Source organism: Candidatus Tumulicola sp. (assembly GCA_036490475.1).
Classification (GTDB): Bacteria; Vulcanimicrobiota; Vulcanimicrobiia; order Vulcanimicrobiales; family Vulcanimicrobiaceae; genus Tumulicola.
The window spans coordinates 1,285,620-1,307,082 of the sequence record DASXDT010000006.1 but is presented as its reverse complement, the minus strand read 5'-3'; the positions used below and the strand labels follow the sequence as shown (position 1 = coordinate 1,307,082).

At 62.1% G+C, this 21,463-nt stretch carries 23 protein-coding genes; 11 read left to right on the top strand and 12 right to left on the bottom strand.

The genetic code is table 11. The features are described from left to right. Positions 1-2 precede the first annotated feature (2 nt). From VGF98_13780 to VGF98_13725, 12 genes are all read right to left on the bottom strand, one after another. Positions 3-518, bottom strand: a complete 516-nt coding sequence (locus VGF98_13780) for a hypothetical protein (protein HEY1682710.1) — start codon at positions 516-518, stop codon at positions 3-5. 31 nt (positions 519-549) lie between these two features. Further along, positions 550-1,428, bottom strand: a complete 879-nt coding sequence (locus VGF98_13775) for a hypothetical protein (GenBank protein ID HEY1682709.1) — start codon at positions 1,426-1,428, stop codon at positions 550-552. Then, positions 1,409-2,188 carry a DpnI domain-containing protein gene (locus VGF98_13770; protein HEY1682708.1) on the bottom strand — a complete coding sequence of 260 codons (780 nt, stop codon included), beginning with the start codon at positions 2,186-2,188 and terminating at the stop codon, positions 1,409-1,411. Before VGF98_13770 ends, VGF98_13775 begins: the two co-directional genes overlap by 20 nt. Beyond that, positions 2,182-2,952, bottom strand: coding sequence for a hypothetical protein (locus tag VGF98_13765; protein ID HEY1682707.1), 771 nt, complete (start codon positions 2,950-2,952; stop codon positions 2,182-2,184). Before VGF98_13765 ends, VGF98_13770 begins: the two co-directional genes overlap by 7 nt. A gap of 93 nt (positions 2,953-3,045) precedes the next feature. Then, positions 3,046-3,183 (bottom strand): hypothetical protein, encoded by a 138-nt coding sequence (locus VGF98_13760; GenBank protein ID HEY1682706.1) that lies wholly within the window; start codon positions 3,181-3,183, stop codon positions 3,046-3,048. 6 nt (positions 3,184-3,189) lie between these two features. Then, on the bottom strand, positions 3,190-3,372 hold the full coding sequence (locus VGF98_13755; GenBank protein HEY1682705.1) for a hypothetical protein: 183 nt from the start codon (positions 3,370-3,372) through the stop codon (positions 3,190-3,192). A 23-nt stretch (positions 3,373-3,395) separates the two neighbouring features. Further along, positions 3,396-3,761, bottom strand: a complete 366-nt coding sequence (locus VGF98_13750) for a VOC family protein (protein ID HEY1682704.1) — start codon at positions 3,759-3,761, stop codon at positions 3,396-3,398. Between the two features lie 42 nt (positions 3,762-3,803). Next, positions 3,804-4,889, bottom strand: coding sequence for a hypothetical protein (locus tag VGF98_13745; GenBank protein HEY1682703.1), 1,086 nt, complete (start codon positions 4,887-4,889; stop codon positions 3,804-3,806). A 28-nt stretch (positions 4,890-4,917) separates the two neighbouring features. Next, a complete protein-coding gene (locus VGF98_13740; protein ID HEY1682702.1) occupies positions 4,918-6,252 on the bottom strand; it encodes an FAD/NAD(P)-binding protein in 1,335 nt (444 codons plus the stop codon). After that, positions 6,252-6,896 (bottom strand): hypothetical protein, encoded by a 645-nt coding sequence (locus tag VGF98_13735; GenBank protein ID HEY1682701.1) that lies wholly within the window; start codon positions 6,894-6,896, stop codon positions 6,252-6,254. Before VGF98_13735 ends, VGF98_13740 begins: the two co-directional genes overlap by 1 nt. 38 nt (positions 6,897-6,934) lie before the next feature. Further along, positions 6,935-7,687, bottom strand: coding sequence for a sulfite exporter TauE/SafE family protein (locus VGF98_13730; GenBank protein ID HEY1682700.1), 753 nt, complete (start codon positions 7,685-7,687; stop codon positions 6,935-6,937). Positions 7,688-7,705: 18 nt separating this feature from the next. Beyond that, positions 7,706-8,071: a hypothetical protein gene (locus tag VGF98_13725; GenBank protein HEY1682699.1), complete on the bottom strand. Its 366-nt coding sequence runs from the start codon at positions 8,069-8,071 to the stop codon at positions 7,706-7,708. 40 nt (positions 8,072-8,111) lie between these two features. Between VGF98_13725 and VGF98_13720 the strand changes: the two genes are divergently transcribed. The 11 genes from VGF98_13720 (at position 8,112) to VGF98_13670 (ending at position 21,463) form a co-directional block, all read left to right on the top strand. Continuing rightward, positions 8,112-8,813 (top strand): hypothetical protein, encoded by a 702-nt coding sequence (locus tag VGF98_13720; GenBank protein HEY1682698.1) that lies wholly within the window; start codon positions 8,112-8,114, stop codon positions 8,811-8,813. Positions 8,814-9,223: 410 nt separating this feature from the next. Next, positions 9,224-9,916, top strand: coding sequence for a response regulator transcription factor (locus VGF98_13715; protein HEY1682697.1), 693 nt, complete (start codon positions 9,224-9,226; stop codon positions 9,914-9,916). Between the two features lie 103 nt (positions 9,917-10,019). Next, a complete protein-coding gene (locus VGF98_13710; protein HEY1682696.1) occupies positions 10,020-11,447 on the top strand; it encodes a sugar transferase in 1,428 nt (475 codons plus the stop codon). Next, a complete protein-coding gene (locus VGF98_13705) occupies positions 11,444-12,580 on the top strand; it encodes a glycosyltransferase family 4 protein (GenBank protein ID HEY1682695.1) in 1,137 nt (378 codons plus the stop codon). The genes VGF98_13710 and VGF98_13705 overlap by 4 nt, the downstream gene beginning before the upstream one ends. Further along, positions 12,577-13,872 (top strand): nucleotide sugar dehydrogenase, encoded by a 1,296-nt coding sequence (locus VGF98_13700; GenBank protein HEY1682694.1) that lies wholly within the window; start codon positions 12,577-12,579, stop codon positions 13,870-13,872. Before VGF98_13705 ends, VGF98_13700 begins: the two co-directional genes overlap by 4 nt. Next, a complete protein-coding gene (locus tag VGF98_13695; protein ID HEY1682693.1) occupies positions 13,869-15,401 on the top strand; it encodes a hypothetical protein in 1,533 nt (510 codons plus the stop codon). The genes VGF98_13700 and VGF98_13695 overlap by 4 nt, the downstream gene beginning before the upstream one ends. Next, a complete protein-coding gene (locus VGF98_13690) occupies positions 15,391-16,782 on the top strand; it encodes an O-antigen ligase family protein (GenBank protein ID HEY1682692.1) in 1,392 nt (463 codons plus the stop codon). The genes VGF98_13695 and VGF98_13690 overlap by 11 nt, the downstream gene beginning before the upstream one ends. Beyond that, complete coding sequence (locus VGF98_13685) at positions 16,773-18,083, top strand: hypothetical protein (protein HEY1682691.1); 1,311 nt, start codon at positions 16,773-16,775, stop codon at positions 18,081-18,083. The genes VGF98_13690 and VGF98_13685 overlap by 10 nt, the downstream gene beginning before the upstream one ends. 49 nt (positions 18,084-18,132) lie before the next feature. Continuing rightward, on the top strand, positions 18,133-19,212 hold the full coding sequence (locus VGF98_13680) for a GNAT family N-acetyltransferase (GenBank protein ID HEY1682690.1): 1,080 nt from the start codon (positions 18,133-18,135) through the stop codon (positions 19,210-19,212). Then, positions 19,209-20,426, top strand: a complete 1,218-nt coding sequence (locus tag VGF98_13675) for a glycosyltransferase family 4 protein (GenBank protein ID HEY1682689.1) — start codon at positions 19,209-19,211, stop codon at positions 20,424-20,426. The genes VGF98_13680 and VGF98_13675 overlap by 4 nt, the downstream gene beginning before the upstream one ends. Next, complete coding sequence (locus VGF98_13670) at positions 20,423-21,463, top strand: glycosyltransferase family 4 protein (GenBank protein HEY1682688.1); 1,041 nt, start codon at positions 20,423-20,425, stop codon at positions 21,461-21,463. The genes VGF98_13675 and VGF98_13670 overlap by 4 nt, the downstream gene beginning before the upstream one ends.

Sequence of the window (21,463 nt, the reverse complement as noted above, 5' to 3'; positions counted from 1 at the left end):
GGTTAGTGACTGGTTCGCTGCGACGTCCCCGACGCCATCAACGTCCACGTTTTTCCCAGATCGGTCGAAAACTCGCTGCGCCAGTTGTAGAAATCGGGGCTCGTGAATGAGTTGAGCGTGCGAATCGATACCGTTTCGCCGTTGTTGGTAAACGAGAACGGATAGGTGACCGTGTTCTTGTCGATCGTGATCGTTGCCGTCGTCGATCGACTCGGCCGCACGCTGTAGAATTTGTACGCCTGCGCGGCGTCGTCGTACGAATAGATCGCAACGTCGTCGTCTTGCTTGCCGGCGAGCACGTTGTTCTGTTGACAGATCATGTATTGACGATCGGTCGACCACGCGCAGGTCGCCGTTCCCGATGCGGTGCCGGCCGTGCTATAGGGCGTTTCGACGAACGTTCCTTGCGTCTGCCACGTCCCGGCGAACCGGTCGAGTTGATCGATCGGCCCCGCCGCAACGGTCGCAAAGAGTAGCGCCGCCGACGCCGCAATCACGCGTCCAATCGTAGTAACCATAGCCATCGTTTCTCCTATCACCATATATGTCTTAGTTCGGACCCAACACCGTCGCCCCAACCGGACCCTCTTCGCCGGGACAGGGATGACTGCGTGCGTCGGCCGAGAGGCTGAAATCGGTCCAGCCGGCGGGATGCAGCGCAAACGTGGTGCCCACATCTTTCTTGTAGTACAGATTTTTCTGTTCCAGAACGTGCGGCCAATCGTCGTGCGGTGACTGAAAGAACATAACGAAGCGACGAGACTCGTTGGCATCGTTCGCAAAGGCATATCGCACGTATGGACGTTGGCATTCCCGAACGCGCTTGAGGATACTCACTACCTGGTTTGCCTCAGCTGCCGATAGCGGTGGGCGCGCCACCGCATAGTCGAGAGCGCGATAACTCCGCCACAGCGACGGAATCGGAGATCGAGTCGGCGGCGGCTTGGGAGTTGCCTTCAATTCCGCTTCGCAGGGTTCGTTACGGATATCCGCCGCCAGACTGAGATCATAATCGCCGCCGCTCGCTCCCGGGAAGACGTCGCCATCTTCGGGCTTGAAGTATTCGTTACCACCGGCCAAAACGTGCGGCCACTCATTGCTGGCGCCCTTAAAAAATACAACGATCGGTTCGTTCGCATCGCCGTTGGACGGATAGGCGTAATACACGATATTCCGTTGGCACGGCTTTACGCGAGCAAGAATCCGGCGAATATGACCCGCCTCGTTCGCACTCAACCGCGGCTGAGCCCTTCGATAGTCCAACGCCTTATAGCTGGGCCACAGCGATGGAGACGGATTCGGGTTTAATCCCTCGATCGTCTCCCACGGATTTGGCCGCTGCGCGCTTGCGGTTGGATGCGATGCGCTGCACGCTGCAGCACCAACCACCAGCGCTAGGAAAGCGACACTAATGAAGCGTGCGCTCATCACTAACTACCTCAAGCATTTTCCATTCGGTTCGCACTAACACACGATCGACACCCGCCGGCGCGACTTGACGCACCGACGGCAGCCCGTCGATGCGAATGTTGCAACCGATCCAGCCTGCACGGCGCGCGTTTTCCGAAAGCGGTTTGCGGGGGATCACGCGGTCTTCGGTGATCGATTTGCCGGGAACGGCATCCACGAACACAACGGTCCTGAAGCGCGTGTCGTACTCCACCAAGATATACTCCGGCATTCGGCCTTCGCGCACCGCCGCTATCGTCGGTCCATACGCAGCACCAGGGAGCATCTCGCCAAATCGCCCGTTCTTGCCCTTGAGCTGGTACGTCTTGTCGCAGACGAAGCATTGAAAGTCTGCGACCGGCGTGTTGTCGCGCAGTTGATCGAGCGCGTCGCTTTCGCAATTGACGCAGTACAAATTGAACGACGCCCACGTTTCGAGCGCCACCCGCGCGACTTGCGATTGGCTGAAGAACTCCGCCGCCACCGACATGTCGATGATCGGGCTGAAGACCGGCGCGATGTCGTTCCGCCGATAGCGGCCCGGCGAGACAAACTGCAGCAAACCTTGATCTCGCAACACTTGCAGGCTCTGCCGAATCTTCGCATCCACAAACCGGTTGTTGGGAAACATCTTCTGTAGAGCGTCGCGATGCTTCAAGACATCGTCGAGAGAAAACTCGCGACGAAGTCCGAGCACGATGTGCTGAATAGCATCTTTCCAGGTCGGCGCTTTTACCAAGGACGGTCCGCGAGCCAGTCCGCCAAGATCCACGCCGAAGCGGCGGCGATGATGTTGTAGGTGTTGGCGCCCCAATTGCCTTCCATCTTCGGCGCTGCGATCAGGAACGAAGCGAGTGTCGTGCTGCTAAACACCAGCAACATCAACGCGAGCAGTCGCGCTGCGAGGACGTCGGCGATTCGGATGATGATCGCCACGCCGGCCGCAACGAAGGCGATGCCGGTAAACGCAACCCAGAACGACGGACCCAACGGCATCCATGCCGGTACGAACGGCGCGCTGGCGCGCATCGACAACAGATGGTTGCAACCGAACACGATGACGCTCAAACCGAATACCCATCGAATCGCCTTGGGCAACCCACCGCTGCGCGATGTGCCGCTAATGCTTGCTGCGTAGATCAACGCCGCCGCGCAGATTACGATCAGCTGCTGGCAAACGCCGACCAGCACGCTGACATAGACGCTTGCGTGCTGGCCCAGATAATACGGGGCCGTAATAAATCTCGGCAGATAGAATATCGCAAAGAGCGCGTACGCGGCGGCCAGAATCGGGGCTCCGATTCGCGCGGCTCGCCGGCTAAGGACGCAAATGCCGCCGGCGATCAACGCCAAACCCACGAGCAACGCGAAAATGTGCGCTCCGGGAACGTGATCTCCGAATGCCTGAATCGGCTGCTCGGCGGGGTCGAATGCGCCCCACACCAAGTCGACGATTCCGGTCGCAATGGCCGCTAAGCCGTAAACGTAAATGCCGAACTTCACGGTGGCCGATACCTCGCGCGAAGGGTAAGTGCGAGCCTTACGCGTGAGGCGCGATCGCGCCTTCCAGACGAGCCCGGCCCATCCGCCGAGAAACTATTGTTTGACGAAGTGCATTGGCGCGCCCGATGGGTCCACCGCATCCAACTGGCCGTTCGGATTCATCGTTAAAACCCAATGGACGCCTTCGTCGTTCACTTCGATCGCGTTTGGGCCGTGTGAACGATACGGCACCGACATTCAGGTCATGTCCCAAGCGATATCCGCGATGCCGTTGTGAAAAGCGATCGTTTCGATCGAACCGCGATGGTGCGCCGCCCAGCTTGTGCCGTCGAGACGCATGCCTCCCGATTGGCAGGACACGACCGCGCACGCAAGCGCGCCGGTCAAGACGGGAATCCGTAAAAGACGTAGATCCAGCACGCGGCCGACTTCTGCGAGCGCGTTTACAATCGCTGCAAAAACGTAACCAGGTTACCCTCAGGATCGGCGACCGTTATCGTCCGAAAGGCGTCGTTGCCAAAGCCCGAAACGCGCGACCCACCTGCGTCGAGCGCAGCGCGGAGCATCGCATCGGCGTCGTCGACCGTAAGCGTTAGCGACGATACGCCGGTCGCGCCCCAGGATGGCAATTTCTGAATCTCGCGCACCTTTGCAAGGGCGACGAGTTGCAAAAAATTGTCACCCAGATGCCATTCGTATACGCCATCCATCGGCGCGGCGTCGGGCGGCCGGCCGAACACCGCTTCGTACCATGCGCGCTCTCGCTCCAGATCCCCGGCCACGACCCCCGCGTATATCGCTCGTACCATACCGCGACGTTATACCCAGCTTACGAACCGCCCGACCCAAAGCTATACTGAGGTCCACACGTTTTTGCAGGCTTGAATACCGTCGGCGATTCCGGCGGCGATCGTCTTTGATGTTTCGGGCGTTTTCGTTTTGGGTTTGTACGCGCCGTCATCCCATGCCCACCACGAGATCGAGGTCGCGCCGAACGTGCAGAACGCCGACGCCTGCGTCTGCATTTGCTTGCGGCTCAATCCCGGTTGATAATAGCGCTCGCCGTAGCGGCCCGACCATGCCGGCCCGATGCCCAAGAGGGGCGCGCGGTCGAGCGACCATCCGTGCTTGGCAAGACTGTCGCGCATCGCCGGCAACAGTGATTGCATCGACCAGTCGAGATCCTGGCCGTTCGACGGTTTGCGCCGCCCAAACGGCGCGTAGATGTACCAGCCGACCATATCGCAGCCATCGTTCGAATAGTTTTTGGCCAAGCCGGGCTCCCAGTTGAGCCGCCCCGGACGTGCCAATTCTGCTCCGAATCCGCAGATCGCCGGTTCGTGCGGTGCCTTGGCTGCGATCAACGTGTGAATCTTTTGCAGCAGGCCGTGTGCGCTGCCGTAGTCCCAATACGGCCAATCGTCGAGCACCCAGAATCCACGCACGTACGGCCGGGTCGCGTCCTTATCGAGCTCGATCGAAACGTCGTGCAACACGACGCGCTCGGAGTCGATTTGCGGCTTATAATCGTTATGGCAGTAATCGTTGCGGCCGCCGGGCGGTGGTGCAACCGTGTGCGTGCGATGGCATTCCCAATACTGCAGCTCGGACGAAATCTCGCCGTCGATTTCCGAGATCCCGTGCGCTTGCAGCGCTTTTGCCAGCGCCGAATTCGGCGGCGGCGAATTACCGTACAAGATCGTCGCATCGATGCCTTGCGACGCTGCCAACACCGCGCGTTGCGGCGTGTCTACCAGAAATCCGACGATCGCGTGCCCTAGGGCGTTGGCCGAGTGCACCGCTGCCGGCGCTTGGGCGCCAACCGGCACTGCACTTCCCGCAACGGGCACGGCAACACTACCGCCGCTGCACGCTTGGGCCGACGCTGCCAGCGCAAAAGCCATAACGGCTCGAAACCATCGTCGGAACGCACCCATCCGGCAACATTCGCGACGAGCTCCGTGCTTAGCCTGGTGTTCGAGCGAGCGATTCGGCGACGCGGTCGGCCAACGCGCGCACTTGGACGCGCAGTTCGGGCACCGACACGCTTTCGTAGAGCACGCCGCGCAAAAACGAGCCGGCCACGAGCAGACGATCGCGCACGTTGCCGTCCGCATCGATGATGCGCCCATCCGGCATGGCATCGACGCCCATGCGAGTTGCGTGCGGGCGCAGCAATCCTCTGTCGAGCAGCGAGCGGATCAGCGGGTCGTCGATCTTCGCGACGTCACCGCGCGGTCCGGTGCAGTTGATCAGCCAATCGACGTCCCGCACCAGCATTTCGTTGGCATGCCGGGCCGTCACGCGGAAACCGTCGCCGCGACGCTCGATCGTTTGGATACGCGCGGCCATCGGGTGCAGCGTTCCGCGTTCGCGCATGTCGCGCACCGCTTGCTCCACTTCGGGCGGCACGCGGCGCCGGCTCGTTTCCCAATACGCGCGCAGGTGGCGCAAAAAGCGCTCGCGCTCGCGCAACGGCCACGACTGCCAAATTCCTTGCGTCAACGGGCGAATTCCGTCGACGACCGCCTGCCAATCGAGATCGTCGCGCTGGGCGCGTGCGATCGCCGCGCGCACCGACCGCAGCATCGATAGCGCCGAGCCGGTATCGAGCCGGCTCTCGATCGGTTCGCCGTAGTTACGATGCACCTGCGGCAGCAATCCGTGACGCGACAGCATATGCACGTCGCCGGCATATTGCCGGTGTTCGAGTTCGACCACGACGTCGATCGCCGTCAAGCCGCTTCCAATCAACATCACGTCGCCGGACAAGTCGTCGAACGGAACCTTCCACGGATCGCTGACGTATTGCGGCGACGAACGCGCCGCGTCGCCAACGAAATCGTCGCTCGGTGCGAACGTCCCCAACGCCAACACCACGCACGCCACTCGCACCGTCTCGTGCGCCGCGGTCAGTCGAAAACCACCATCTTCTTCGACGATGCCGGTGACCTGCGCGTGTAAGCGGTGCACGCGATCCACGCCTTGCGTCGATCGCTCGAACACCGATTGTAAATACGCGCCGTAGCGCCGTCGCGGCACGAACGCGTCGGGCGCAACATCGCCGGCCCACTCCACGAAATCGTTCTCGCGGTCGGGAAACGCACTCATGCGCCCGGCGCGCAAATTCAAAAGATGGCGCGGATTATGCGTCGCATACGCGACGCCCAATGCCCAGGCGTCGCGTTCGAACGCCGCGATCCGCAGGCCGGGAACGGCGCTCAGGTGGGCGGTCAGCATCCCACCGCAATATCCGCCGCCGACAACGGCGACGTCTACGTCGAAGGGACCGGCGGGCATTACGTGTCGAGCGTCAGGTACGTATAACCGTACCGGCGCTCGAGCACGATGACGGTCGCGACCATCGACGGCACCAGTACGGCGTTCGGAATCAGGTGCTCGAGCATGTCGGTCGCGATCTCGTCGACGCTCATGCCGTCGGGCGCAAAGCCGCCGTTGCGAACGATGCGCGCCTGTTCTTGTAAGGCCGTCGCGCACGACAAGAACGTGATGCCGCGTTCTTGCAGGCGCTGAATCGAGGTGTCTTGATACACGCCGTTTTCGTCGTCGAGATCGGTCGATGCCGTAATGTTCGGCTTCGGAAGTACGAACGCGTTCGATTCGACGCGTTTGCCGGCCGGATCGCGCAAATCGAGTGCGTCGCCGATGCGATACTTTTTCCACACGTAATCGGTGTAGTTGTAGGCGCTCGACGGACCGTGCGGCGCGAACACCAAATGTACGTCGGAAGGATGGTAACCGTAACCGAACTGCAAGCCGTTTAAGACGTTCTTCAAATTGTTGAATACTTGTGGACGAAAGGCGAACGCCTGCCACACGTGCCGTATCGGTGCCGACACGTCGATCGCGGCGCCGAAGGCTTCCCAATCGAAGTCTTCGTTGCGCGCGACGAAATGACGGCCGATGACGGCGAGATCGGTCATCCTCGCGTCTTCGTCGCCGCCGGTTCGACGCCCGCTCATCACACCTCGCGCAGGACCAGCGCTACCGCCGCTACGACCAGCGCCAAGCCGACAAATAAGAGTAGGCGGGCGGGATGCAATCGGGCCGATAACCGCGCCCCCAACGGTCCGCCGACGAGCGCCGCGATCAATACCGGCAGTGCAAATTCCACGCGTAGATCGTGCTGTAACATGTGCATCGTCAATCCGGCGATCGCGATGAACAGGATCGAAAACTGAGCGGTTGCCGTGATTTCGTGGGGCGTCAGATCGGTCAGATAGATCAACGCGGGAATTAAGATGACGCCGCCGCCGGCACCAAAGAGCCCCGACAGCACGCCGACGATCGCGCCGGTCCCGCCCATCGCCCACCATGACGGCTCGCCTTTGGGCCGCTCGCTCTCGACCGCGCGCGCGTTGCGGCGCACCAACACGTTAACGGCGACCGCCAGCGTGAGTGCGGCCAATAGATAATCGAACGCCACCGCCGACATGCCGCGAACCGCGTGGGCGCCGGCGACCGCTCCCGGAACGCCGCCCGCCGCGACGAGCAAACCGGTGCGAACGCGAATACGCCGCTGCATCGCATACGAGATCGACGCCGTCGCATTGTTGGTCACCACCAACGCGAGGGAGGTGCCCGCGACCACCGCCGGCGGCAGCGCGAAGAACAACCGCAGCGCGGGCACCAGCAAAAAGCCGCCGCCAAGTCCGACGACCGAGCCCGCGACGCTGGTGACGAAGCCCGCGACGAACAGCCAAACGCCGGTCAACAACGCGGCTCTCGCGCGTTACTTATTTGTAGAAGCGGCGAAGAAATGGACCGTGCGGCAACTCGCGCACACCTGTTTGTATGCCGCCGCCGTTAAAACGACTAGGACGGTGGCATCGCCGCTGCCGGTGACGCGAAAGGCTTCGGCACGGTTCGATCCGAGGTGCACCGATCCGAGCGAAAAGCTGCGATACGGGATGGTCGCATGACCGGCGTCCTTCAACGGACCGGCGACGTAGGAAACCTTACCGTCGTAAACCGGCACCAGATAGACGTCGCCCACGCGAATCGCATCGCGCGGGTGCTCCGGCTGCGCGATGACGTAGGTGCGGTGCGGCGCAGGCGTCGCGGCACTTACGATTGGTGGGGGCGTGGCAGCCGGCATACGCCGGATATTCAGCGTGCGGCCGGGTATACTTTCGTTAATGAGCGCCCGCACCGCTACGCGCTGCCTCGCCGCCTTCCTGACGCCGGCGTTACTGTGGGGCTGTGTGGCGAGCGCGACCGACTCGGCGATTCCGTCGATGCAACAGGGCCACATGCAGATGACGATTCGCCAGGCGCAGCAGCCCGGAGATCGCGCCCGCGCCGATGCGATCGTCGCCGCCGCCAAACGGGTGATGGCCGAATATCCGACCGCCCAGGCGGCCGAAGCCGCCGGCTTCAGCAAGTTTCTGCCCAACGTTCCCTTGCCGATCGAACATTATACCAGCCGAAAATACGCGCTCGAGGGGTGGTCGGGGCTCTTCGACCCGATGCATCCCACGTCGCTGATCTTCCAGCGCTCGGGAACGACGCTCAAACTCGTCGGCGTGATATATACCGCGTCGAACGCAGCAGACCGCAGCGAACTCGACCGGCGCGTTCCCCTAAGCTTTGGCACGTGGCACCGCCACGTCGATTTCTGCCGGCCGCCGAAAGGCACGCCGATCTCCGAACTGCTCGCGCCGAATGCGCGCTTCGGATTAAAAGGTTCGATCGAAACAGCTGAGGCTTGCACGCAGGCGGGTGGCACGTTCGTGCCGCTCGTCTTTGGATGGATGGTGCACGTCTGGCCCAACGAAACGACCGAAGACGCGATTTGGGCGGTCGACGCGCACCATAGTATGGACCGAGGCTCGATGTAAAAGCGCGTTCGCGACGCTTGGTAAGCTAGTCAAAGCAATGGTAATAACCGCGACGCGAACGAATCGTTTCATACTTTCTTAACGAGCTTTTCGCAGGCTGATGAACTGCGTCGTTATGCAGCGGAACCGCCGTACGATTTTGTACGCCGCCGGGGGTACCATAAGCCCGGAAGTGTCGCCTGTTCTGCGCCGGTAATACGGAACCACGTAGTACGAAAGGCCCAAAATCTCCCCAATTTATACCATGCCAAAAAAGAAATTTGGGGCCGCGTTTGGGATTTCAAGGCCGGAAAAAAATTACGGCAGAACGACGCCCTCCGAACCTGCGTTTACCGGAAAACAATCGCCGATCGAATGCCTTGGGTGGGCGTCACGAGTGAGCGGTTATCAAGAAAGTAAGGAGATCGATCGTGCAGACCCTACATGGCGTAACAAGTACGCCGGTGACGTCGCTTCCCGCGACGCCCGCCACCCTGACGGCACCCGCCCGCGTGTTCATCATTCAGCCGCACGCCCTGATGGCGAAAGCCCTCGGCAACGTGCTGCAACGCGATCCGTTCGTGAACGTGGTCGGCGATGCGATCGAAGCCAACGGCATGCAGCTTTCAAAAGCGAATCCGACGCTCATCCTGCTCGACGGCAGCATCAGCTTCGACGCGTTGAGCAATGCCATCGGCATGTGCCGCTTAGCCTCACCCCGCGCTCGCATTGGCGTCCTGTCCGAGCATCTTAGCTCTGAAGCGATGCAACGCGTGTTGTCGGCCGGCGCCGACGGTTACATCCTCAAAGACATCACGCCCGACGAACTGTTGGGCGCGGTCAAAGCGATGGCGGGTGGAAACCTGTACGTCGATCCGCGTCTAGTTGGAATGATTCTGCGCAAGCACGCCGGCATCGGCCGTCGCGACCCCAACGAGTTGTCGCCGCGCGAGTCCGATATCGTCCGCTTGATCGCGGCCGGTCTTTCGAATCGCGAAATCAGCGATCGCCTGGGCCTCTCCGACAAAACCGTTAAGAATCACATCTCGCACATCTTCGCAAAATTAAATGTAACCGCACGCACCCAAGTAGTCATTTACGCCATGCGTAGCGGGCTCGCATAACCAACGGAATAGGACCAAGGTTCTAATGCTCGGGGTACATCCGAACAAAAACTCGGTCCCACCGACTCTTTAGTCCCCAACGTTCTCCCTTTAGAGTCATAGTATGCAGCAAGCGATTCGTCGCAATTTACTCGACCGCGATAGCGCGGCGAGGCAGCTGGTTCGATACCCGGCCCGTTTATCGGTCCGGTTGATTGCCGGTGATCTGGCAATGCTCGCTCTGGCAACCATCGTCTCGGCAGTATTGCTCGAGCGGTTCGGCCACCGCAGCTTCGATCCAGTGCCGGCGGCCGCGTCGGCTCTCGTAACCGGAGCCCTATGGTTCGCGATCTTCAACTACGTCGGTTTCTACCGCCGCTCGTTCGCCGCTTCGTGGCGCGACGAGTTCTACTGGGTAGCTGCGGTATCGACACTGGCGATCGTACCGTTGATGCTCGTGTTCACCATGATCCCGCACATTTCGTCGTCGCGGCTACTTTTGGTAATAACGATTCCCGTCAACGTCCTCGTGATCGGTACCTGGCGTGCGGTAGTGCGCCGCAGGTGGGACCGCCGCGGGCGGCTCAAGCCGCGGATCGCCTTCGTTGGAACCCCGGTCGAAGTACAGCGCGCCGACAACCGGTTCGGCTTGCCGGGCAACACCGAAACGCTGATCCTGCCGGCGCCGAACTGGCCGGACACCGACTTCGGACTCAACGGTGGTGCGAATCATCAATTCGAACGCTGGTTTGCATCGGCCAAAACGTGGCGCGCCGACCGAATCGTGTTCACGACGCCGCCGGATATGCAGACCATCGCGGCGCTGAGCGCGATGGCAGCCGGATTCAACATTCCGGTCGCCTTCGCATCGCCCGAGAAAATTGGCTTTCCGACCGGCTTCACGGTGGATCATCTAGGCGGCGAACCGGTGCTGATTCCGCTGGTTCCGCAAGCTCTTCGAGCCGAAGCGCATCTGCCGAAAACGATTATCGATCTATCGTTCGCAACGCTCGGCCTGCTGGTGCTCGGCCCGGTGATGCTGATAACGGCCGTGGCCGTCTACGCCGAATCCCGCGGTCCGATTTTCTACCGTCAAGAACGCGTGGGACGCAACGGTAAGGTCTTCAAGATTATGAAGTTCCGCTCGATGCGCGTCGATGCCGAGCAAAGCAGCGGCGCGGTTTGGGCGAAATCGAACGACGACCGGACCACGCGCGTGGGCAAGTTCATGCGCAAGACCAGCCTCGACGAGCTGCCGCAGATTTTCAACGTGCTGCGCCGCGAGATGTCGATCGTGGGTCCGCGCCCCGAGCGCAAAGTCTTTACCGACCAGTTCAACCGGGACATCGAGCGTTACGACGAGCGGCACCTGGTACGCCCCGGCATCACCGGCTTGTCGCACGTGTACATGGCGCGCGACGTCGATGCGTCGGCGATTCCCAAACGCACGGAGTACGACCTATTTTACATCGAGCATTGGTCGCCGATCATGGATCTGACGATCATCTTCAAGACCGCCTGCGAAGTGCTGATGCACCGGATCGCCGCATGAAGGTCGCGATCATTTCTTCGCGCTTTCCCGGCCGCGGCGAAACGTTTTTGGGAACCGAACTTAAAGAGCTGCGCGGACACTTCGAGGACGTAAGCGTGATACCGGCGCGCGGCGAACTCTTCTCGCGTTCGACCCTGCGCGATGCCGCCGCCATGCTGCGCAAGCGCCCGCAACGGTTCTTTAAGACACTGCGCACGGTCGTCGCCGGTTCGAAACGCCCGTCGGTGCTGGCAAAGAACTTGGTCGTGATGCCTCGCGCCCTGGCCGTCGCTCGCATGATCGAGCGCGAAAAGATCGACCACATTCACGCCTATTGGCTGTCGGCGCCGGCCACGGTCGCGTTCGTCGCGTCCGAAATGACCGGAACGCCGTGGAGCGCCAGCGCCCACGCGTGGGATATTTACGAAAACAATCTGATCCGGCATAAAGCCAAGACGGCGCGCTTCATTCGCGCCATCTCGGATCGCGGTGCCCACGATCTCGGCGAGTTCATGGAAAAGAACGATGCAGAGAAAGTTACGCGCATTTTCGTGGGCGTCGACATCGACGAAACGCCCGCACCGCATTTGCCGCAACCGCTGCGGTTCGTGTGCGCGGCCAATATGGTCGGTAAAAAGGGCCACATGGATCTGCTGGAAGCGCTGAAGATGGTGTCGGACGCCGGCGTCGACTTTCGCTGCGACCTGGCCGGCGATGGCGTGCTGTGGAACGCACTCGCGCGCCGCATCACCGAACTCGGCCTCGACCGCAAAATCTTCATGCTGGGACGCATCGCGCACGCGACGCTGCTCGAACGGTTGCGGCGCGGCGACTACGACATCAAACTCTTAGCCAGCCGCAACGAAGGCGGTGGATACATGGAAGGCATCCCGGTCGCGCTGATGGAGGCGATGGCTGCGGGCGTTCCGTGCGTCGCCACCGATTCGGGCGGCATCCCCGAACTCATCGAAGCCGATTGCGGCGTCGTCGCGACGGCCCACGATCCGAAGGCATTCGCCGACGGCATCCTGCGGCTGGCGCATTCACCCGAACTCCGCGCATCGATGGGACTGCGCGCTCGCGCCCGCGTCACCGAACATTTCAACGTGCGGCGCACCATACCAACTCTCGCTAACTTAGTGAAGGCATCATGAAAATCGTTGTATTGGGACTTGGATACGTAGGACTTCCGACGGCCGCGCTGGCGGCCGCAGCCGGACACGAGGTGTTTGGCTACGACAGCGATCCGGCGATGCGCGCAGAGCTACGCGACGGATACGTCCGCGGCCGCGAAGCCGACGTGTGCGAACTGGCTGTCGAGATGATGCAGCACGGACGCCTGCACGTGTGCGACGGCGTGGAAAGCGGCGACGCATACATCGTGTGCGTTCCGACGCCGAGCGTGCACGACCGCCCCGACTTGCGCTACGTCAACTCCGCGCTGGCCGATGTGGCCAAGGTCGTGCAAGACGATCAACTGATCGCAATCGAATCGACCGTGCCGCCCGGCACCACCGAACGGCTCGTGCGTCAAGCGATGCGCGCCGCCGGTAAGAGTTTCGTACCCGTCCGTGTGGTGCACGCCCCCGAGCGTATTCTGCCCGGCGCGATCCTGCGCGAGCTGCGCGAGAACGATCGCATCGTCGGCGGACGCACCCCCGAAGACGCCGAGGCCGGCCGCGAGCTGTACGCATCGTTCGTGGATGCGCGCATTCACACGACCGATCTGCGCACCGCCGAATTCGTAAAGGTGATCGAAAACACATATCGCGACGTCAACATCGCGCTGGCCAACGAACTCGCGCTGTTCTGCGAAGAGATCGACATCGACGTTTGGAACGCGATTAACCTCGCCAACAATCACCCGCGCGTGAACATCATGCAGCCCGGCCCCGGCGTCGGCGGCCACTGCATTCCGATCGATCCGCAGTTCTTGGCCGATCTGAATCCGTTCGCGACCGAACTCATTCAAGCGTCGCGCCGCGTCAACGAGCGCATGCCGCAGTTGATCGTCCGCCGCGTCACGAATTTAGTCGGCGAGGCCGACGGCGAACGCAAGATCACGATCTTGGGCGCTTCGTATAAAGCCAACGTCGACGATACCCGCGAAAGCCCGGCGCTGCGCATTCGCGAGCTGCTCGACGACCTCGGATACCGCACCGCAGTATACGATCCGGTCGCGCATCCCGCACTCACACATCACGATCTAGCCGAAGCGCTGCGCGATAGCGACGCGGTGGTTCTGGCCGTCGATCACGATGCGTTCCGCACGCTCGATCCGACCGCGGTGGCCGGATTGATGCGCTCGCGCGTGCTGATCGACACCCGCAACTTCTACGACAAAGCGACGTGGAACAATGCCGGCTTTGCAGTCTACGGCTTGGGCCGTGGAACCCAGAAATTCTCGATCCCGGCTCCGGCCGCGGTAGCGCAAGCGCTGTCGTGAAGTTTCTCGTCCTCGTAGACGGCGGCGGAGTACCGCGCTGGAAGCGTGACTGCGTCGACCTCCTTCGAGAGGGCAACGACGTGACCGTCTGCAGAATCGGCCCCACGACCTTCGGACACGCTGAAGCTGCGTTCGCCTTCACCCTCGGTGGACGCAGCTTGCAGCGCGTGCCGCTGCAGTCAAACGATTCTGGAATGAAAGCCGGCGTCGACACCATTCTCGATCTTCGCGCAACCCCGCGCTCCGAGCCGTCCCTTGCCGCGAGATTCGGACGCTGGTTCTTCTGCGACGGCGACGGGCAGCCGCTGTGCGGACTTCCGGGCGCGCGCGAAATCGCAGCCGATTCGTCGACCTTCACGCTCGAGCTTCGAAGCTGCGACGAAGCCGGCGAATTTTCGCTGCTCCGTTCGGGACGCTTCAAATCGTTGTATTTGTATCATCGTTCGATGGACGTCGCGTTGCGCGAATGCGCGCGCTGGCCGACCATTTTCGCCAGCGTGCACGAGGCGCTGGGCGGATCGCCCGAACGACGTTCGAGCTTGCCGGCGGCGCAACCGCGGCGTCTGCGGCCCGTGCATTTCTTGATGGCGGTCGCGCGCCAATTCGTGCGGCATGTTTTCGTGAACTTGTTTACCGACGCACGCTGGAAAGTCGGCACGATCCAAGGATCGCCCGCGCGCTTCTTAATCGAAGATTACCGTCCGGCGATCCGCTGGCTGCCGCGCGAGTCCGACGATTTTCTCGCGGATCCGTTCGTGTTCAAACGCGACGGCCGCGATTTCATTCTCGGCGAAGCGCTCGATCCGGCGACGCGCAACGGGTTCATCCGCTGCGTCGAACTCGACGGTGAGGGTGGCGTCGTCGACGAGCGCAACGTGATGCAGGCGCCGACGCACCTGTCGTACCCGTTTACGTTCGAGCACGACGGCACGTGGTACATGGTTCCCGAAAGCGCGGAGGAGCGCAACATCGTGTTGTATCGCGCGGTCGATGCACCCTATCGATGGGAGCCGGTCACCACGATGATCGAGAACGTGGCCGCGTGCGACAGCACGATCCTGCGCCGCGATGGGCGCTGGTGGCTGTTCTTCACCGATAAAGCGCGCGACGTCAATCTGAATTTATTCGCCTATTACGCCGACGATCTCGCCGGCCCGTGGCACGCGCACATGGCCAATCCGGTGAAAACCGACATTTGCTCGGCGCGCCCTGCGGGTATGCCGTTCGAGCACGACGGCGAGCTGTACCGCCCCGGGCAAGACTGTGCCGACGGATACGGCAGCGCGATCGCGTTCAACCGCGTCGCCACGTTGACACCGCACGAATATCGTGAGGAGCTGGTGAGCACGTTCGATAGCACGGCGACCGGCGCGAAGACGGACGGAACGCACACCATTTCGTATGTCAACGATATGGTCGCAATCGACGCCAAACACACCGTGTGGGCATCGCCGCGATTGATCGGGCAGCGCTTGCTGCGGGCCGCCTCGCGCGCGTTCCGCTTTGCGAAGCTCAGTTATGCTCGTTAGCCGCAGCCAAGCCTCGCCGTCGAACGCGACTCAGCTGCTCATCGTCATTCTGTGCGTGGTGTGCGGGCTGTTCGCATTTGCGATGACGCAGGCCATGTCGCCCAGTCCGATCGGTGCGGCAGAGGCCGTCATCATCGCGGCGCTGCCGTTGCTGGCGATCGCCATGTTCCGCGCCCCGTTGCAGTTTCCGTACGCGGCGTACGTCGTGTTAGTGCCCTTCGATCTCTTGCTGTCGATACCGGCGCTGGGCACGGCGGCACGCTTGTGCGGCGCCCTTTCGGGTGTCGCGTTGCTGTTTTGGCTGCTGCGCACGCGCAACTTCGTCAAACCCGGCTGGGCGCTCGCCGCATGGTTCGCCTACCTTGGCTGGGCGGGCTTATCGCTGCTCTGGTCGCTCGACCCGGTCAACGGTACGCGCGAGTTCCTCTCGATACTGCAGGTCGGCTTACTGTATGCCATTGCTTCGGTCATGCCGCCTTCGGCGCGCGATCTGCGCGTCGTGTTTACGGGCGTCGTGATCGGCGGACTCGCCGCAGGTCTGTTCGGCATTCACGAACTCTCGCACATGAGCGCCGCGCAACAGCTGATCAATAAAGTCTCCGACCGTATCCCACTGCTGGTCGGCAACCAGAAACTGGACATCAACGAATTCGCCGACAGCTTGTTGCCCGCGATGGCCATCTTGGTCGTCATGATGGCGCAAGCTAAAAATCTGCTCTTCAAGGCAGCCTGTTTGGGCGGCATGGGCGTGTTACTGTACGCGATGAGCATAGCGGCATCGCGCGAAGCCTTCGTCGCGGTCGCCATCATGTTCGTGTACTTCATCGTCATGCTGCGCGAGCGTTGGCAGCTGGTGGGGATGGCGGGTGTTCTCGGCGTGTTGGCAAGCCTCAACGGTAATCTATTGCACCGCTTCACGACCTCGTCGGAAAGCGACGGCTCGGGAAGGTTGGACATTTGGCGCGCGGGCGGCGCGGCGTTCCGCGAACATTGGTTGATCGGATCGGGCAGCGGCTCGTTTGCGACCGCCTATAACGACGTGTATCTAAAAGTCTTCCAGCAGTACGACATGGGCTGGTCGCGCGCCGCGCACAACATGCTGCTGCAGAACTCGGTCCAGTACGGCATTATCGGAGCGCTTTTGATGGTCACCGCGGTCATCGCGACGTTCTGCAGCCTGCGGATCATCGACAAGCGCAACCCGCTGTACGGCACCCGAGTCGCCATCGCCGGCGCGTTGCTCGGCTTGTGCGTGGCCGGTTTCTTCGTCGATCTCACCAGCGGAAAGATCTTCTGGTTGACGCTTTCGCTGGTCGCGCTGGTTCGCGCCCGCGCGACGCTGTTGCCGGTCCGCCGCGAAACCGCTCCCGTATGGACCTGAAGTCGGCGGCGGCGGCCGCGTTGATCGCGGCGCTGCCGGTTGCGGCTGCAGCTGCGCCCAAACACGTTCTGACGTTTCTGTATTACCATCAATCGTTCGGCGCGACGCGCGTCAACGACAAGCTGAGCCCGCAGTATATGGCGCAGCACGCCGATTTCATCGAGACCAGCGGCTTCGATAATGCCGGTGTGAACGCGTTCAAGGCCGCCGGCGGACGCTACGGCGTCACCTACATCGATCCGACCTTCGTTCCGTATTGCGTGCCGCCGTTCACGGCGCCGGCCGGTGCGTGTGCCGGGCAAATCGGCAACCTGAATCCGGCCGAATCGGCCTGGTTTCACGACGCAAATAACGCGCGCATCAACCGCGCCGACTCCTACACCAAGCAGTATCAGGAGTTTCTGAACCCCGGCTCGCCGGCCGCCCGCAAGGCGATCGTAGCCTGGATGAACGGCTACCTGCAAAAGTCACCGCGCCTCGACTTTTTCTTCTCGGACGACTCGGGCTCGATATTCGTCGGGCCGAAAGGAACGACGATGTCCGGCGCGTTCTACGGTTTCAACGCGGCCGGCGTCGAGATCCGCGACGACAAGGCGTGGATCGCGGCCGAAAACGCGATGCTGTCGGCCGCGCCGCGCAAACTGATCATCAACGGCGGCGACTTGTTCCGCCCGGCATACAACGGAGCGTTCTTGAAGAACCCCAACGTCGCCGGTTCGAACCACGAAGGTTGCTTCAACGCCGCTTACTATGGCGGGCGAGTCAACGACTCGCGCGGCTTATGGCAACAGCAAGCCGACGGGTTGCTCGCCGACCGGCCCTTCGGAAAATTTTCGCTGTGCATGATGAACGGTGCGCCGACGCCCGACTCGCGCATCTACGCGCTCGCCTCGTGGTGGCTGACCTACGATCCACGCTATTCGGTGGCCGCGCCGATCGCGCCCGACGCCGCCGGTAATACGATTTTTCCCGAATTCGACATCGTTCCGTTGCAACCGTCGTCGTCCGCCGGCGCACACGTTCGCGATCTAGCACGCGGTGCGACCTACGTCCGCGAGTTCGCCAACTGCTATCAGTGGGGCGCGTCGATCGGCGCCTGCGCCACAATCGTGAATCCCACGCAGTCCGCCCAGCCGCTGCCGAAACTGAAACGCCGGTACGCACGCGTCCTGGTGCTCGATTCCAACGGCTCGGCGACCGGGGGACGTGCGTACTGGCGCACGGGAGCGACCGGGACATTAGGCCCAGTCAGCGCCCTCATTTTGAGCGAGGGTTCCGTCCGAAAGTCATCGGTCCGCTAGACCTTCGCTTCTTACGCCCGCTCGCGTGCTATGGGATCATTTGCACGTGATGGTGGTCGACCGATTAACAAGCGTCCCGCAACTCGAATCGCTGAAATCTCGCTGGATTGAGTTGCATCAGCAGGACGAATACGCACACTTCTTTACGTCGTGGGAATGGCTGCACGCGTGTCTCATGACCGAGCGCAACCAGTGGATGGTCCTCGGCGTACGCGATGGCGATGGACCCTATGTCGCGTTCTTGCCGCTGGGCGACGGGCGCTTCCCCGCCGTTGGACCGCCGCTCAACCGAGAACTGTATCTGGCTGGAATACCGCGCGCCGATTATACCGGCATGCTGCTCGCCAAAGGATACGAAAGCCGCGTTCTGCCGGCACTGGCTCGCTACATCGAAAGCCTGAAGTGGGATAACTTCACGCTCAACGATTGGCCCGACGATCGCATCGCGGCGATGATCGCCGAGTTTCCCGAAATGAAGTATCGCACGACAACCACCGAGCCGTCGCCTTGCCCCTTCGTCACGTTGCCCGCGACGTGGGACGAGTACATGAAGAGCCGCGGGCGGCACATGCGCCACACCCTGAAAGCCAAAATGCGCAAGCTGGAAACACTCGAGGGGTTTCGTTGGGAAATCGCGAGCGCCAACGATGCGGACGCTGCGATCGACCGGCTCCTCTTTCTCAACGCGTCTCGCTGGAAGAAGAGCCACAGCAAGCGTGAGAAAATGTTCGGCGAGCTGTTCCGCCGCTGCTACGCCAGCGGCAATTTCTTGATCGGTTCGATCAAGATCGGCGACCTCACGGTCGCGAGCCAAGGCTCGTTCATCGATCGTCATTCGAAGACGTTGCTGGCCTACATGATGGGCTTCGATCCGGCCTATTCGCATGTTTCGCCCGGCAGCAGCCTGGTCGCGCTGAGCATCCGCACCGCGATCGAAACCGGCTTCGCGTTTTACGATCTTTCGCGCGGCGAGGAAACCTACAAGAAGTCGTTTGCGACCGATACGCGGTTCAGCAACCACGTAACGCTTACGCGGCGTACGTTGCGCGTAGCCGCGGTCAACGCCGGCCGCAACGGATACTTCACCGCCAAGAACATCGCGCGCGGCATCTTGCGGCGGTCGGCATGAAGCTCGACGCGCGCAAATCGATCGCGATCGTCGCGCAGTTCTACGAACCCGAGCCGTGCGCGGCCAGCAATCGCCTTTCGTCGTTGGCGCAGAATCTCGCCGACCGCGGGCATCGCGTAACGGTGTTCACCGGTATGCCGAGCTTCCCGTGGGGCAAAGTGCACGCCGACTATCGCGGACGGGAACGCTGCACCGAGTACGCCGATGGAGTGCGCATCGAGCGACGTCGCGCGTTTGTAGCCGAGAACGGCGAGCGCGGCGGACGCGCGCGCGGTTGGCTCTCGCTGTCGCTGGCCGTGACGCGCGCGATTCTCTTTTCTCGTCAACGCTTCGACACGGTCGTGGTTTCGTCGCCCCCGATCACCATGGCGCTGCCGGCCCTGCTCGGCGCGTGGCGCCATCGCGCCCGTTTGGTGATCGACGTTCGCGACGTGTTTCCGGATATGGGCGTGCGCTTAGGCGTTTGGAAAGCCGGCGGCCCGATCGTACGCGCACTCGGCGCCGGGGTCGGTATGCTGTATCGTCACGCCGCTTTGGTGGTGGCGGTGACGCCTTCGGCTTGCCGCTCGATTCTCGAACACGGCGTTCCGGAAGAACGCGTGTTGCTCGCGCCCAATGGCTTCGCGTTTTCGCAAGGCATCGTGCCGCGCCCGGAACGTTCGCAACGCCGTCCCTTCACTATCGCCTACGCCGGTAACATGGGGTTGGCGACCGGACTCGGCATGCTGCTCGACGCGGCCGCGCTGTTGCGCGAACGCGACGACATTCGGTTCGTGCTGGCCGGCGGCGGGTTGGACGCCGCTACGCTACAAGCCCGCATCAAAACCGAAGGTTTGCACAACGTCGAGTTCCGGGGCGTCATATCGCGGCGCGAGAGCCTGGAGCTACTCGCGCTCGCGGACGCCACGATCGTTCCGCTCCACAAAGGTTTGACCGACGCGATCCCGTCGAAGATGTTCGACGCCCTGGCGATCGGCTGTCCAATGATTCTCAGCGCACGCGGCGAGTCCGTAGAGCTGCTGGCACGGAGCCAGACCGGCCTGCACGTCGAGCCGAACGACGCGGTTGCGTTGGCGCGCGGCGTCGTCAAGTGTTGCGACGAGCGCGAAACGATGGAGGCGCGCTCGGCCGCCGGACGCACGTTCGTGCGCGACTATTTCGATCGCGACACGATCATGGGCGGCTTGGCGCAGACGATCGGAGCGATCGCATGAAACACGTCGTGCACGTTGCCGATTACGGAAATCCGGCGCCGGGAAGTTTCGTCCCGTCGATTTTGGCCGTCGCCGACGATTTGCATCGCACGTCCGACCGCTGTTCGCTGGTTTCCAAAAATGTGTCGAACGCCGTGTGGTACGATCGTGCCCGCAAAACCCTGGATGGTTTCGCGGCCGCGGGGTCGCCGCGCGAAATGCTCGATTTCTTGTGGAAGGCCCAACCCGACGTGATTCACGTTCACTTCGTCGGTTGGTCGCTGCCCGCGACGTTAGCCGGGTATCTACGGGGAACGCGAGTGATTTGGCACCTGCACAGCGCTATGCGCGAAGGTGGCGGCACGGTCCGACGCTTGCGCCAGGTCGCCAAGTATCGCTGGTTCGGTTCGGGCGTGCATAAGTTCGTCGTCGTTTCCGACAGCCTGGGCGAGGCGATGGCAGATCTCGGAATCGAGCGCGATCGTATCGCGTTGATTCGCAACGCCGTCGATACGCAACACTTTGCGCCGCCTACGAACGAAGAACGCCTGGCGGCGCGCGCCCAGTTCGGCATTTCGGAACGCGAACGCGTCGTGCTCTTCTTTGGCCGCGACGTCGACGTCAAAGGCGCCGATCTGCTGTGGCGCGCGTTCGATCAGAAACCGTCGATCACGCTGCTCGGTGTCGGAATGTCCGACGAAGCGACGGCCGAATTTTCCAAACGCGTGCGCACCGTTAACGTGCCGTTCGCAAGCGATAGCGCGCCGCTGTATTGGGCGTCCGACGTGCTCGCAATGCCGAGCCGCCGCGAAGGGACGCCGTTCACGATGCTCGAGGCGTTTTCGACCGGATTGCCGATCGTCGCCAGCGACATCCCCGCGCTCGCAGAGGTCGTACGCGCAGGCGTCCGAGCCACCTTGGTGCCCAACGAACCGTTGCAGATTCGCAACGCGTTAGGAAGCGCCGCTTTTCAACGCTACGATGAAACCGCGCCGGCCCGCGCGCGCTTCGGACTGCGCCGCTGGGTCGATGAGGTTACCGGCTTGTATGCCGCTTAG